This window comes from Sorangium sp. So ce296 (assembly GCF_051529605.1).
GTDB lineage: Bacteria > Myxococcota_A > Polyangia > Polyangiales > Polyangiaceae > Sorangium > Sorangium cellulosum_D.
Genome location: NZ_CP150325.1, coordinates 9203683 through 9218001, shown reverse-complemented (window position 1 = coordinate 9218001; position 14319 = coordinate 9203683). Strand labels below are relative to the sequence as shown.

8 protein-coding genes are annotated in these 14319 nt (G+C 75.6%); 5 read left to right on the top strand and 3 right to left on the bottom strand.

Annotated elements, in window-relative coordinates; genetic code table 11:
- Window positions 1-97: 97 nt before the first annotated feature.
- The 3 genes from WME98_RS34150 to WME98_RS34140 all read left to right on the top strand — a co-directional run bounded on the left by WME98_RS34150 (window position 98) and on the right by WME98_RS34140 (window position 6208).
- A complete protein-coding gene (locus WME98_RS34150) occupies window positions 98-3925 on the top strand; it encodes a protein kinase domain-containing protein (RefSeq protein ID WP_437945870.1) in 3828 nt (1275 codons plus the stop codon).
- Window positions 3926-4144: 219 nt separating this feature from the next.
- The gene (locus WME98_RS34145; RefSeq protein ID WP_437945869.1) at window positions 4145-4807 is read left to right on the top strand and encodes a glutathione S-transferase family protein; all 663 of its coding nucleotides are present in this window, start codon (window positions 4145-4147) and stop codon (window positions 4805-4807) included.
- A gap of 138 nt (window positions 4808-4945) precedes the next feature.
- The gene (locus tag WME98_RS34140) at window positions 4946-6208 is read left to right on the top strand and encodes a NosD domain-containing protein (RefSeq protein WP_437945868.1); all 1263 of its coding nucleotides are present in this window, start codon (window positions 4946-4948) and stop codon (window positions 6206-6208) included.
- Window positions 6209-6227: 19 nt separating this feature from the next.
- On the opposite strand, the gene WME98_RS34135 is transcribed toward WME98_RS34140, so the two are convergent.
- Both WME98_RS34135 and WME98_RS34130 read right to left on the bottom strand, forming a co-directional pair.
- A complete protein-coding gene (locus WME98_RS34135) occupies window positions 6228-6848 on the bottom strand; it encodes an RNA polymerase sigma factor (protein WP_437726389.1) in 621 nt (206 codons plus the stop codon).
- Window positions 6849-6989: 141 nt separating this feature from the next.
- Window positions 6990-9983, bottom strand: coding sequence for a ricin-type beta-trefoil lectin domain protein (locus WME98_RS34130; protein WP_437945867.1), 2994 nt, complete (start codon window positions 9981-9983; stop codon window positions 6990-6992).
- A 403-nt stretch (window positions 9984-10386) separates the two neighbouring features.
- Here WME98_RS34130 and WME98_RS34125 point away from each other — a divergent pair, with 403 nt between their 5' ends.
- Together WME98_RS34125 and WME98_RS34120 are read left to right on the top strand one after the other, a co-directional pair.
- Window positions 10387-11781 carry a hypothetical protein gene (locus WME98_RS34125; protein ID WP_437945866.1) on the top strand — a complete coding sequence of 465 codons (1395 nt, stop codon included), beginning with the start codon at window positions 10387-10389 and terminating at the stop codon, window positions 11779-11781.
- Window positions 11778-13541: a prolipoprotein diacylglyceryl transferase gene (locus WME98_RS34120; RefSeq protein WP_437945865.1), complete on the top strand. Its 1764-nt coding sequence runs from the start codon at window positions 11778-11780 to the stop codon at window positions 13539-13541. Before WME98_RS34125 ends, WME98_RS34120 begins: the two co-directional genes overlap by 4 nt.
- 55 nt (window positions 13542-13596) lie before the next feature.
- On the opposite strand, the gene WME98_RS34115 is transcribed toward WME98_RS34120, so the two are convergent.
- A complete protein-coding gene (locus tag WME98_RS34115; protein WP_437945864.1) occupies window positions 13597-14226 on the bottom strand; it encodes a Uma2 family endonuclease in 630 nt (209 codons plus the stop codon).
- Window positions 14227-14319 lie beyond the last annotated feature (93 nt).

Here is a 14319-nt window from a genome sequence, read left to right as displayed (position 1 = left end):
ACTCTCTCCGGGCAAAGTTGACCACGACCTGCCCGCGCCGGCGGCGCCTGCATCGTGAAGCGCGCCCACGGTATGCTCCTCCCCCAGGAGCCCCTGCTTGTCCGCTGAAGACCACCGATCCGAGCCATCCCCCGGCGTCACGGTCGATCCCCAGCCATCCTCCGGCGTCACGGCGGAAGCCGCGCCGTCCGCCGGCGCCACGGCCGACGCCGACAGCCTCTCCAGTGACGGCTCCACCTCTTCCTCGCCGTCCCTCGCGTTCCTCCGCCAGATCGCCCGCGTGCCCGAGGTCGTCCCCGTCGCCCCGATCGACGCCGACGAGAGCGGCGCCTTCCTCGCCGCCGGCGAGGATCCGCCGCGCTTCGCGCTCCGCCGTCGCCTCGGGAGCGGCGGGTTCGGCACCGTGTACGAGGCCTTCGACCGGAAGCGCGGCGCGCTCGTCGCGCTCAAGGTGCTGCGGCGCCCGGACGGGCAGGCCATCGCCCTGTTCAAGCAGGAGTTTCGCGCGCTGGCCGGGATCGTCCACCCGCGCCTCGTCCGGCTCTACGAGCTGCACCGGGACGACGCGCGCTGGTTCTTCACCATGGAGCTCGTCTCGGGCACGGACGTGCTCACGCACGTGCGCCGCGAGGGAGGGCCGGACGAGGCGCGCCTGCGCGCGGCCTTCCGGGAGATCGCCGAGGGGCTGGCCTTCCTGCACGACGCGGGCAAGCTCCACCGCGACATCAAGCCGTCGAACGTGATGGTCGACGCGGCCGGCGCCGTGAAGGTCCTCGACTTCGGGCTCGTCGCCGATCTCAACGCCCCCACGGCGCCCGTGCGGGCGGGGACGCCGAGGTACATGGCGCCGGAGCAGGCCGCGGGGCTCGCGGTCGGGCCGGCAGCCGACATGTACGCCGTCGGCGTGATGCTCCACCAGGCGCTCACCGGCCGCCTGCCCGCGCAAGGCGCCACGGCGCCCGCGCCGGGGCCCGCCGCGAGGGACGCGCCCGAGGATCTCGACCGCCTCTGCCGCGAGCTCCTGGCGCACGATCCCGCGACCCGACCCACGGCCCGCGAGGCAGCGGCGCGGCTCCTCGGCCAGGCCGCCGGCGCCCCGATCGCGCGGCGCCCGGCGCCGGCGGCCCCCTTCGTGGGCCGCGCGGCCGAGCTCGGGCGGCTCCACGCGGCCCTCGACGAGGCGCGCGCGGGGCGCACGGTGGTCGCGCTGCTCCGCGGATCGTCGGGCATGGGAAAGAGCGCGCTCTTGCAGCGGTTCCTGGAGTCGGCGGGCGGCGAGCCCGGGGCGGTCCCGCTCGCGGGGCGCTGCTTTCAGCAGGAGTCGGTGCCGTACAAGGCGCTCGACGGCATCGTCGACGAGCTCGGCCGGCTCCTCGCCCGCGCGGCGCCGGAGGACCTCGCCGCGTGGCTGCCCGACGACGTCGTCGAGCTCGGGCGCGCCTTCCCGGTGCTGCGGGAGGTGCCGGCGATCGCGGCGGCCGCGCCGCGGGAGGGCGCGGCGCCGGACGACGCGGAGCGCAGGCGCCGGGCCTTCGCCGCGCTGCGCGAGCTGTGCGCGCGCCTCGGCCGGGCGCGCGCGCTGGTGCTCGCGGTCGACGATCTCCAGTGGGGCGACCTCGACAGCGTCGCGCTGCTCGTCGAGCTGATGCGCCCTCCCGCGGCGCCGCCGCTGCTCTTCGTCGCCTCGTACCGCGCGGAGGAGGACGAAACGAGCCCCGTCCTCCGCGCGCTGCTCGCGGCGCTGCGCGAAGGCCTCGCGGCGGACGTGCGCGTGCACGAGATCGACGTCGGCGAGCTGCCCCCCGCCGACGCCGCGGCGCTCGCGGGCGCGCTGCTCGCGGGCGCGGGCGCGCCCGGCGGCGCGGCGGCGCGGATCGCGGCGGAGGCCCACCACAGCCCGCTCTTCATCACCGAGCTCTCGCGTCTCGCGGCCGAGCGCGGCGACTTCGGCGGCGCCGCGCCCGACCTGCCCGCGCTGCTCGCGGGGCGCATCGAGCGGCTCCCCGCGCCGGCGCGGCGGCTGCTCGAGGTGGTCGCGGTGGCGGGGCAGCCGATCGCGCGGCGGACCGCGGCGCGCGCGGCCGAGGCGGAGGGCGAGGCGCTGGACGAGCCCGAGGCGCTCTCGCGGCTCGTCGCCGCGCAGGTCGTGCGCGTGCGGGAGGCGCACGAGCGCGAGGAGCTCCTACCGTACCATGATCGCGTCGGCGAGGCGGTGCTCGCCGCGCTGCCGCGCGCGCGCCGCCGCGAGCACCACCTGCGCGTCGCGCGGGCGCTGGAGGGCCAGGGCGGCGCCGAGCCGTCCCTGCTCGTGCACCACCTCCGCGGGGCCGGGCTCGACGCGGAGGCCGCGGCTCGCGCCGTCGAGGCGGCCGCGCAGGCGCAGGCGGCCCTCGCCTTCGATCGGGCGGCGCGCTTCGCGCGCGAGGCGCTCGAGCTCGGCGAGCCTGACGCCGCGGTCGCCCGCGGCGCCCGGCTCGCGCTCGCCGCCGCGCTGGCGAGCGGCGGCCGGTCGCGCGAGGCGGCGGAGGCGTACCTCGATCTCGCGTCGCGCGAGCCGCCGCGCGAGGCGCTCGCCCACCGGCTGCGGGCGATGCAGCTGCTCCTCGCGGGCGGGTACGTGGACGAAGGGCTGTCGGTGCTCGACGACGTCCTGGCCGAGCTCGGGCTCTCCAGGCCCGCGTCGACGCTCGAGGCGCTCGCGCAGGCGGCCGCCCTGCGCGCGCGGCTCTGGGCCCGCGGCCTCGCCTTCCGCGAGCGCGCGGAGCGCGAGATCCCGGGCCGCGACCTGCTCGCCATGGACGCGTGCCACGCGGCCGCGAGCCTGGCCGTGACGGCGCCCGTCCAGAGCGCGCCGTTCGCGGCGAGGCACCTGCTCCTCGCGCTCGACGCCGGCGAGCCGCACCGCCTCGCGCGGGCGCTCACCCTCGAGGCGATCCACGCCGCGCTCCGCGGCCAGCGCGACGGCGGCCGGCGCGCCGCCGCGTTGCTGGCGCTCCTCGAGCGGGTGGCCGCGCGCTCGCCGCGCCCGGAGGCGCGCAACTTCCACCTGCTGGCCGAGGGCGTGGCCGCGTTCGCCCGCGGCGAGCTCGAGCGCGCCGAGGTGCTCCTCGGGCGGAGCAGCGCGGCGCTCGGGGCGCACGGCGGCGAGAGCGGGAGCGGCGGGAGCTTCGCGCACGCGCTCCTGGCGACGGTGCTCTGGCTCCAGGGCAAGATCCCCGACCTCGCCGCGACCACGGCCGATCTCCTCGCCGAGGCGCGCGAGCGCGGCGACCGCTACCGCGAGACGATGATCCGCCTCAACGGCGCGTACCTGCTCGACCTCGCCGCCGATCGGCCGGCCTCGGCCCGCGCCACGGTGGACGCCGCGATGGAGCGCTGGTCGCGCGCCGGCTACCACCTCCAGCACTTCCGCGAGGTCCTCGCCCGCGGGCGGATCGCGCTCTACGAGGGCGACGCGGCCGCGGCGCTGCGCTTCGTCCTGGCGGCGACGCCGCCGCTCCTCGGCTCCGGCATGGTCGCGATCCCGCTGGTGCGGGGCGAGCTCCACTACCTGCGCGCCCTCGCGTCCCTCGCGGTCGCCGCGCGCGGCGGCGCGCGGGCGGTCGCCTTACGGGCCCTCGCCCTCGCCGACGCGCGCGCGCTCGACCGGCGCGACGTCTTCTGGGGCCCCCCCGTCGCCGCGATGATCCGGGCCAGCGTCGCCGCGCAGCGCGGCCGCGCGGCCGAGGCCGCCGAGCGCATGCGCGGCGCCGAGGCCGCGCTCGACCGGCTTGGCGCTGCCCTGCTGGCGGCCGCCGCGCGCCGCGCGCGGGGGGTCTGGCTCGGCGGCGACGAGGGGCGCGCGCTCGTCGCCGCGGCGGACGCGTGGATGGAGGCCCGCGGCGTGCGGCGCCCCGCGCGCTTCGCCGCCACGCTGGCGGGCTAGCGCCCAACGCACGTGCGAGGCCTCGTGCGTTCACCGCAGAGCGACGAACGGTAGTGGTCAACTTTGCCCGGAGAGAGTCCACATGAAGGCGGGAAGGCGGGAAGATCATTAAGGTTTTCTTCCCGCCTTCCCGCCTTCATGTTCAAATTTCACCACCGCTCGACGAACGGGGTGAAACCGCTCGAAAGAGCAGAGCCAGCCCGCAGGAGAGGACGATCCATGAAACTGTACTTCAGCCGGAACTTGAATCCACGCGTCGCCGTCGCCGTGGCGCGCCACCTCGATGCTCCCGTGGAATTCATCCACGCGGCGCCTCTCGACCCGTCGCAGCAGGAGAAGTTTCGCGCGCTGAACCCTAACCTGCGCGTGCCCATCCTGGTCGAGGGGAGCCAGTCGCTCTGGGAGACGGACGCGATCGCGTGCCGCCTCTCGCAGCTCACGGGCTCGGACTTCTGGCGCACGGGCGCCGCACAACCGGAGATGATCCGCTGGTTGAGCTGGGGCACGCACAACTTCGTCGCCGCGTGCGACAAGGTCCACTTCGAGCGCGTGACGAAGCAGCGCTACGGGCTCGGCCCCATCCGCGACGACCTCGTGGCGGAGGGGCTCTCGGGGTTCGCCGAAGCGGCGACGCTGCTCGACAAGGTCCTGAGCGGCAGGGACTGGCTCGTCGGGAGCGCGGTCTCGTACGCGGACTTTCGCATGGCGTCGGTGCTCCCGTTCGCGGATCTCGCCGGGCTGCCGCTCTCGGACTACCCGCACGTCGCGGCCTGGCACGCGCGCCTGTGGCAGCTCGACGCCTGGCGCGATCCGTTCGCCGGGCTCGACGCCCCGGAGCTCCCGGAGGTCCCGCGCTTCGACGCCACCGGATCGAAGCGTTAGCCGCTCCCGCGCGCCCGCGGCGGCTGTCAGCGTCGCCCGGCGCGTGGCTCAGCGTGACACACGCCGCTCCTGGATCGCGGCCGAACCCGTCGCTCTCTTCTTCAGCGGAGCGGCATGGCGTTTGCCGAGCTCACCGCCATGAACACCATCTCTCGCTTCGGAGTGCTCTGCGCCACGGTGTGGATCGCGGCGTGTGGGACAGAGATCTCGACAGGAGGGGATCCCCAGGGGCCCTCGATCCCCGATCCGCCTGGCGGGGCGAGCAGGCCGGACGACGCGCCGGGCGGCACCGATGGATCGGCCCAGGGCGCGTCCTCCGCCCTGCGGCTCCGCGTGCCCGGCGGCGAGCGCGTGACCGTCGACAGCCTGGTCGTGACCTCGGACGCCCCGGCGGTGCTGGACGTCGAGAGCGCGACGGGCCCGCTCATCACGCTGGCCACCGGCGACGCGGCGCTCGCGTCCGCGGTGGCGCTCGACGAGGGCGGCGAGGTGCTGGACGCGAGCACGGGCACGGCGGGGTGCTCGCTCCCGATCCCGGGCGAGGAGCGCGTGCTCGTGGTGCCGGACGCCTACCCGAGCATCCAGACGGCCATCGACGCCGCGGCGTATGGCGATACCGTCTTCGTCCAGCCCGGGGAATACCACGAGCACCTCCGCCTGCGCTCGGGCGTGAAGCTGGTCGGCGCGGGCGCGACGACGACGGTGCTCGACGGCCAGGGGCTGAGCGGGAACCTCATCGACTACACCGGCGCCCAGAACGCCGTCGTCCGGGGCTTCAGGCTGCGGAACGTGGGATCGGCGGGGGACTGCTCGCGCGACGTGCTGAATTGCTCGGGCAACTGGTACTCCGCGGCCGTCTACGCGGACGGCCACAGCGGGGATAACTGGGAAGAGTGCGCGCGTCCGTCGCTGCTCCTCACGCAGAACATCATCGAGGGCAACGAGGTCGGCGTGATGCTCTACTTCCACGCGCTCGCCGTGGTCCGCAACAACGTGTTCATCGGGAACGGCCATGGCTTCGTGGGGAGCCACCTGCAGGATCACGCGGTGGTCGCCCAGAACGTGTTCTACGAGAACCGCGATCACGCGATCGCCGCGGACGCCGCGGAGCTCGACGTCCTCAACAACGTGATCATCGCGAACGGCGCCGCGCTCGAGCAGGAGCACGTGCAGCGCGGGCGCGTGCGGTGCAACGTGCTCTTCGGGAACGAGCGCCTGGGCAACGTGATCGTGCCCGGTCAGGACGGGAACATCGAGGCTGACCCGTTCTTCGCGGACCTGCTCGCGGGCGACTTTCAGCTGAGCGCCGGCTCGCCGGCGCTGACGGCCGGCTGCCTCGGCGACGACGGCGCCGAGCCCGTCGCCGCGGGCGCCCACGGCGGCGCGCTCGGCGCGTGGTAGCGCCCGCGGGCGGAGCGAGTCACCCCTCGCCGAGCAGCCCCGCGCGCCGGCCCGCCTCGACGAGCTGATCCTTCACGATCTGGAAGCGCTTGCGCAGCCGCTGCGCCTCCCGCTTCAGCGCGGCCTCGTCCACCGCCTCCTCGCCGAGCATCACCCGCGCCACGTCCTTCCACTCCAGCCCCTTGTCGAGGCGCAGCACGAGCAACATCCGATCGTCCGGCGGCAGCGCCTCGCGCAGCTCCATGAGCTTGTCCTTCGCGTCGGTGCGCAGGTACGGCCGCGTCTCGGTGCGCACCTGCTGCTCGATCGCGCTCAGCTCCGTGGTCCCGAGCGAGGGGCGCACGCGCCGCTCGCGGGCGCGCCTGTCGCGGGCGTGGTTCTTCGCCGCGTTCCGCGCGATCGTGTAGGCGAAGGTGCGGAGCGAGCACTCCCACGCGAAGGTCGGCAGCCCGCGCAGGATGCGCTCGCACCACAGCGAGAAGACGTCGTCGGGGTCCTCCTCGCGGCGGAGGAGCGCGGTCAGGAAGCCGAGGATCTCGGGCCCGTAGCCGCGGATGGCGAGCTCGGCGGCCCGCGCGACGGCGCCGCTCTCGCAGCGCTCGCGGACCTCGCGCTCGAGGTGCTCTCGGTCGAGGGACATCGTGGGGCCGAGGGTATCACCGTCCGCCGACGACCCGCAGCCGGCGATCCCGCCGTCCCGCGGCGGCGGCGCCGCAGGCCCACGCCGCGGAGAGAGGGTCGACGCGAAGCCGGAACGCGCGGCCGGACCGCCGTCGCCGCTTCACGGCGCGAGCGCGCACCAGAGGCCGTCCGACGCGCGGCCGCACAGGTCGGCGCGGCCGTCGCCGTCGACGTCGCCGGGCTGCACCGTCGCGCCGTACCGCGCGGGTAGCCACCCCTGGGCATCGCCGAAGGCGCCGATCGACGCGGGGCGCGCCGCGCCGAAGCCGAGGCGGTTCGACAGGGCGCACAGCGCGCCGGAGGCGCCGCGGCCGCAGAGGTCGGCGTCGCCGTCGCCGTCGATGTCGCCGAGGCCGAGGCTCCCCCAGTGGCTCGGCGCCGCGTCGAACTCCGACCCGTCGCCGTAATCCGGCGCGCCCCCGCGGCTGTACGACCAGACGTGCGGCCGCACGAACCCGGCGCCGGAAGCGCTCGCCACCGCGCACACCACGCCCGACGGCCCGCGGCCGCAGGCGTCCGCCGCGCCGTCGCCGTCGATGTCGCCGAGCTGGATCGTGGCGCCGTACTGCTCGGGGAGCCAGCCGTTCGCGTCCGACATCTCGGCGAGCCAGAGCGCCGCCGCCCCGAAGCTCCCGGCGGTCGTGTTGATCGCGCAGCGCAGGCCGTCGGCGCCGCGGCCGCACACGTCGGCGTAGCCGTCGGCGTCCACGTCGGCGAGGTGGATCGAGCGGTAATAGCTCGGCGCGTCGTCGAACCCCTCCGCGTCGGAGAAGCTGTGCGTCCACCAGCCGCCGCCGGAGGCCACGAACGCGTCGCCGGCGGCGTTCGCGAGCTGGCAGAGGATGCCCCAGACGCCGCGGCCGCAGATGTCGGCCTTGCCGTCGCCGTCGATGTCGGCGAGCTGGATCGTGTTGCCGTAGCGCGCGGGCTGCCAGCCGTTCGCGTCGGAGAACTCCGTCGTGTACCGCTGCGCGGGGAGGAACCCGCCCGCGCCATTGCTGCGCGCGCAATACACGCCGTCGGCGCGCCGCACGCACGCGTCGGCCTTGCCGTCGCCGTTCACGTCGCCGAGCCGGACCGTGCGGGTGTAGGCCTCGCTCGTGCCGATCTGCGCGTCCGAGAAATCGTTGCCGTACGACCAGCGGGTGGGCGCCGAGAGCTGGATCGCGAACCGCTGCGCCTCCGCGCCATTGCAGTCGACCATCTGCACCGGCGTGCCGTTCGCGGCGTTGCCGCCGGCGACCGCGAGGCACCTCCCCTCCAGGCCGCGGATCTGCCCGCCGTCCAGCATCGTCCACGCCTGGCCTCTCGTGCCGGCGCAGCTCTCGAGCACCACGGGCGCGCCGTTCGACGCGTTGCCGCCGGCGACGCCGAGGCAGCGGCCGCCGGGGCCGCCGATGCGGTCCTCCGCGACGGTCCATTGCTGCGCCGCGGCCATGGAGCAATCGGCGAGGACCACGGGCGCGCCGCTCGACGCGCCCGCGGCCGCGAGGCATTTGGCCCCGAGCGCGCCGAGGCGGCCCGAGACGCCCGCGATCGCCGAGGCCACGTACCGGCGGCGCGCCCAGGCGCGATAGCTCGAGTTGTCCGGTTCGCAGGTGGTCCCGGTGCCGCACGCGCTCATGTCCGTGCAGGTGAATCGGTCGCATTGCGCATACCACCGGAACGCGTCCCAGGTGATGTCGAACTCCTCGTCGGAGACGTTCGCCTGCTCGTTGGACATGTCGTAGCCCCGGTAGGTCTGGAGCGCGTGCCCCGCGGCGTAGGCCTGCTGCGCCGCGAACGCGAACAGCGACGCGTGATAATGATCGGTGTGGTCGCCGGCGTGGCCGTGGTCGCTGTTCAGCGTGCCGACGCGGCTCGCGCGGAAATCGGACATCAGGCGAGCGAGGACGTCGATGAGCTCCTCGCGGGTGTAGTCGACGGGGAGCTCGTCGGAGGGGATCTCGCCGGCGGGGTCGTCGCACGCGTCGTCGGCGGGGTCGTCGGAGGCGCATTTGTAGTCGCACTCGTCGCCGGTGCGGTCGACGCGCGTCAGGGTCGGCGCGCCCCCGTTCCAGAGGTCGCTCAGGAGCGCCGTGTCCGGGGACGAGGGGAGCCGCAGGAACACGAGCCCGACGCGGCCGGCGCTCCCGTCGAGCGCGCAGCGCACGAGATCCTTGCCCAGCACCGCGGCCTCGGCGCAGCTCCAGCTGTTGGCGAGGCCCGCCATCGCCGCGTACGCGGCCTTCATCCCGGCCTCCCGCTCGCCCATCACGTCCAGGCAATTGCCGCCGAGGCCCGCGGTGACATAGACCGTCTCCACGGAATTCCCCGCCTGGATCGAGTCCGCGATGTCGGGGTTCATGAAGAGCAGATCGTCGTCCTGGTGCGCGACCACGTAGAGATCGCGCTCGGGCGCGGCGAGCGCCTCCCGGGCCGTGGTGGCGACGCTCTCGCGCTCCACGAAGAAGAGGTCCTGAGCGTCGCTCTGCCCGGCATAGAGGCTGTCCAGCGTGGTGTCGGCGAGCGTGCGGACGACGGCCGGCGGCGCCCCGGGGTCGATGCGGCGGCCGGCGCCGGATCCGGCCCAGATGCTCACGGTCGCGCTGTACCGGCCGTTCGCGTTGGCGGGGCCGAACACGTACCGCGCGAGCCACGTTTGCATCGTGGTCCCGGCGATGCCGCTGGTCGGGCCGGCGCCGTCGACGAGCAGGCCCGCGGGGCTCGACGTGTCGAAATGGAGGCCGGGGTGCTGGTGGGCGGTCGTCCACGAGCTGACGCCCATGGGCACGTGGTACGCATAAGCGATCGGGGGCGCGGCCATGCGGCCGGTGACGGCGATCCACCGGGTGGCGTGCGCGGCCGACAGCGGGGCCGCGAACCGGCGGCGAACGTAGGCGGCGGTCTGCACGAGCTCGCCCCCCGCCCGCGCGAAGGGCCAATCGTCCGCCCAGCCGACGGTGCCGCCCACCTCCCCGTCGTGCTCGTCGTAAGCGAGGATCTCGGCGCGCGCGCTGGCCGGGGATGCCGTCGCGGCCAGCAGGCCGCCCAGCGCCGTCAGGGTCCGCGCCGCCTTGGTCCACAGGTGTGCTCTCAAATGGATGCGAGTCATGGCTCCGCTCCTCGGGTGAGGCCGGCCCTCCGCCGGCGTTCCCCGAGGCAGACCCGCGCCGGCGCGCGGTGTGAACCGAAATTCGACGCGCCGGCGAGGCCGCGGCCGAGGGTGGTATCGAGCGGCTTGTCAGCGCCCCTGCGCGTCGCGGCGACGCGGATATCCCACCAGGTTGCCAGGCCCGCCCGATGTCGGACGCCGAGGGAGCCGCGTCGAAGGAGCCACTCGCGATCTGCGCGAGCTCCCTCACCGGCGCTCCCCTGCATGGGCCTTGGCCGGCGCCGCGCCTTCTGGCACGCTCGTCGTGTCTCCTCGCGGCGGTGTCCTCACCGGCGATGCGCCCGCGCCAGCCGAGCGCGACGTGTCCAGTCCGGGTCCGCGCGCCCCGGGGAGCGAGGGGGGCATGCCAACGAACGTCGTCATCGAGAGCGCGATCCGCCGTGCCACCGTGCTGCTCGCGATCGCCGCGCTGGGCGCGTGCAGCGCGGAGACGCCGCCCTACGAGGACCTGCCGCTGCGCGACGCGCTGAGCGCCGCGCCGGAGGTCCTCGCGGCCTTGCCCGAGGAGGCGCTCCACGACGTCGCGGCCCGGCTGGAGGAGGCGCACCGCGAGCAGGGGGAGGAGACGCCGATCCTCGATGCGGAGATCGCGAGCGCCCCGGCGCTGGTCCGCAGCGCGGACGCGGCGCGGGAGGAGCTCGGGAAGGACGCGATCGTCCTCGGCGCGCTCGAGCCGTCCGCCGAGGGGTTCGTGCTCCGCTCCCTCGCTGCGGAGCGCGGGTCGGAGCGGCCGCTGGCCCGGCCCGTCCTCGCGGGCCAGCCGGCGTCGCCGGAGACCGCGGGGCTCGAGGACGCGGCGCTCGGCGGCCGGGCCGGCGCGATCGTGGCGGACCTCGCGCGGCGCGCCGGCGCGCGCGAGCTCGTCCGCGTCACCGGGCTGCCGGCGGGCGTGGTCGCCCAGGAGGGGGCGGTCTACGTCAACGCCGCGTGGCTGGTGGCGCTGAGCGCCCTCTCGCCGTCGGAAGCGCCCGCGCTCGAGAGCCCCCAGGGCGGCGTCGCGCTGCCCGAGCTCCCCCGGAGCGAGCCGCAGTCCGTGCGCGCCAACCCGTACCACCTCCCCGGGTCGGTCGCGGAGTGCGCCGCCGGCGTGCGGGACGTGTGCACCTGCGCCCAGGCCGGTCGATGCGAGCACGAGCGCACGGATCCGCGCTTCGCCGACGCGCAGGCCGAGTGCGCGTGGGTCAACGCCGGCGCGATGAACGCCGAGGCGCTCTGCGTGCTCGCGCTGATGAGCATCGAGGGGGTGAAGGAGTGCGTCCTCGCCGCGGGCAGCGGCGCGTGCGCCGCGCTGCCGATCGCCGACCGCGACGGCGCGCTCGCCTTCGCGGCGGACGCGGGGTGCATGGCCGTGCTCGACCGCTGCCTCCAGTACGGCGAGCCGACCTCGCCGGCCGGCGTCCCCATCGGCGCGCCGAGCGGCTCGTCCGGCGACGGCGACTGCGGCACCTGCGGCGGCGGTTGCGCCGGCTGCAACGAGGACATCGCGGGCTGCAACGAGAACTGCAGCGACTGCAACCAGAACTGCAGCGATTGCAACCAGAACTGCAGCGACTGCAACCAGAGCTGCAAGGACGGCGATCCGACGGCGGGCAGCGGCTCGGCCACGAGCTGCCGGCTGAGCGCGGGCGGGCGTGACCTCGGCGGGGGCCGCCCGGGCGCGCCCGTGCCCCTCGGCGGCGCGCTCTGGCTGATCGTGCCCGCGGGCTACATGCTGCTGCGCATCCGGAGGCGGGCGTGAGCCGGGCGCTGATGCTCTGGCTGGAGCGCCACGGCCTGCCGCCGTGGCTCGCGCCGACCTACGCGGTGATGGTCGCCGTCGCGGGGCTCCTCGGGTCGGCGGCGTTCTTCTGGCTGGTGCGCCGGGACCGGGGCGACGTCGGGGTCGAGGGGCGCGCGCTCCTCTGGGGCTACGTCGCCGCGCTCCTCGGCGGCTACGCCTTCGAGGCGCTGCGCGCCGTGCCCGAGGCGCTCGCGCGCGGCGCGTGGGGTCCGGTGCTCCACGCCGGCCGGGCCGCGTACGGGGGCCTCCTCGCGGGCGTCGCCGTCGCCGGCCTGGTCCTGCTCCGCCGCGGCGCGCCGGTGCTGCCGTTCCTCGACCGGCTCGTGCCCGGGCTCGGGATCACGTACGCCAGCGTGCGGACCGGGTGCTTCCTCGCGGGGTGCGACTACGGCCGCGTCACGGCGGGCGCGCTGGGCGTCCGGTTTCCCGCGGGCAGCCCCGCGGCGGCGGACCACGTCGCCGCCGGCTGGGTGCCCCTCGGGGCGCCGAGCCTGCCCGTGCACCCGACGCAGCTCTACGAGGCGGCGCTCGGGCTGCTGGCGAGCGCGATCGCCGCCCTCTGGCTCGCCCGGGGGCACCGGGACGGCCGCGCCTTCGGGACCTGGCTCGCGCTCTACGCTGCCGGCCGGTTCTTCGTCGAGCTCCTCCGCGGCGACGCGGGGCGCGGCGTGTACGGGGGCCTGAGCACCGCCCAGCTCGTCTCGCTCGCGCTCCTGCTGGGCCTCGCGGCGGCCGTCCTGCGCGCGCGCCGTGCCCGCGGCGGTCGCGGCGGCGCCGCCGCGGCCCCCGCGCTGATGGCGCTCGCCGCCCTGAGCCTGGCCTCGGGGGAGGCCGCGGCGCAGCCGGCTCCGGCGCCCTACCCGTACCCGCCGCCTCCGCAAGGCGGGTATCCCGCGCCCTATCCGTACCCGCCGCCCCCGCCAGGCGGGTATCCCGCGCCTTATCCATACCCGCCGCCTCCGGCCGGCGGATATCCCGCGCCGTATCCGTATCCGCCGCCTCCGGCGGGCGGATATCCCGCGCCCTATCCGTACCCGCCGCCCCCGCCAGGCGGGTATCCCGCGCCGTATCCGTCCCCGCCGCCTCCGGCCGGCGGGCCTCCCCCGCCCTACCCGTCCCCGCCGCCCTCGGCGGGCGGGTCCCCCGCGTCTCCCCCGCCCTCGGCCGCGGCCGCCGCGCGGCCGCCCGGACGCACGCCGAAAGCGTCTCCGGAGCCCGCGGCCGAGCAGCCCGGGACAGGCCCCCAGGCCGAGGCCAACGCGCGCCGGATGGCGCTCTCGCTCGGGATCTCCGGCTACTTCGTTCCGGCGCGCTTCGCGGTCAAGGATGGCATGTCCGTGGATCTCGACGTGCTCGCGCGCCTGCGCCTGAGCGAGACGCGCCGCTTCGAGATCGGCGTCGAGCTCCGGAGCGTCTCGACCACCGACGTCGACCAGGTTGCGGCCGGCGTGCCGCTCCGTCTCGTCATGGGCGTCGGCTCGCATCTGGAGATGTCGGTCGGGATCACGCCGGGCTATCACCGCATCTTCTTCGACTCGCCGTATTTCGAGAGCGTCGGCGCCTTCGGCGGCCGCTTCGCCTGGGGGATCCAGCTCCCGATCACGCCGCACCTGTTCGTCGGTGTCTCTCCGGTGAATTTCCTCTTGCTCGGCTCGAGCGACGTGGATGCGCTCGTGGCCTACGAGCCCGGGCTCTGGGTCGGCGCCGGGCTCTTGTGATGGAGTTCGCCGGAGCGTTCGGGCGCCGATCGAGAGGCCCTGATCGCGCCCGCTGTCACGGCCGGGGTGCGGCGCCCTCTGGCTCGACCTCGTCGCCAAACAGGAGCTCGACCCGGAGCTCCAGCGCCTCGAACGGCTCTGCGCGCACCGGGTCGCCCGCGCCGGCGCTCAGGGCGAACAGGTAGCCTTCGCGCGCCCAGCGATAGACGATCAGGAGCCGGTTGGCTGGATCGAGGACCCAGTAATGGCCGACGCCGGCCGCGTGATAGATGCTGCGTTTGTCGCCGAGGTCGCGGGCGGCGGTCGAGGAAGAGAGCACCTCGGCGACCCAGTCGGGGCGCTCGGTGACCGCGCCGCCCGGGGGTGCCTTGGGGAGCGCGGGGACGCGATCGCGCCGCCAGCCGGCGAGGTCGGGCCGCACGCCCTCGCCGGCGAGCTCGAGGTCGACCTCGGTCGAGAGCCACCATCCGCCGGGCCGCCCGCCCTCGCCCGGCCGGCCGTCGAACGCGTCCAGGAGGGCGCCCAGCTTGCGCTGCGCGCGGCCGTGCTCCGGGCTCGGGACCGCTTTGTAGACGAGCCGGCCGTGGATCAGCTCTGCTCCTCGATCGTCGGGCTCGGCGAGCCAGTCCGCGAGGGTGGCGCGCTCGGGCTGCGTCGGTCGGGCTGCCGGAACGGTGGTGGCCATGCGGGGAGGCTAGCACCAAACGCTCCCGCATCCCTTCGCGCTGCCAGAACCGACGTCCACTTCTACGACGTCCTTGCGGTGTCCGATCCGGAA

Excerpts from the sequence above, each read along its gene's own strand:
- WME98_RS34115 (WP_437945864.1), bottom strand. The coding sequence starts at position 14,226 with ATGGCCACCACCGTTCCGGCAGCCCGACCGACGCAGCCCGAGCGCGCC.
- WME98_RS34125 (WP_437945866.1), top strand. The coding sequence starts at position 10,387 with ATGCCAACGAACGTCGTCATCGAGAGCGCGATCCGCCGTGCCACCGTG.
- WME98_RS34145 (WP_437945869.1), top strand. The coding sequence starts at position 4,145 with ATGAAACTGTACTTCAGCCGGAACTTGAATCCACGCGTCGCCGTCGCC.
- WME98_RS34140 (WP_437945868.1), top strand. The coding sequence starts at position 4,946 with ATGAACACCATCTCTCGCTTCGGAGTGCTCTGCGCCACGGTGTGGATC.
- WME98_RS34135 (WP_437726389.1), bottom strand. The coding sequence starts at position 6,848 with ATGTCCCTCGACCGAGAGCACCTCGAGCGCGAGGTCCGCGAGCGCTGC.
- WME98_RS34130 (WP_437945867.1), bottom strand. The coding sequence starts at position 9,983 with ATGACTCGCATCCATTTGAGAGCACACCTGTGGACCAAGGCGGCGCGG.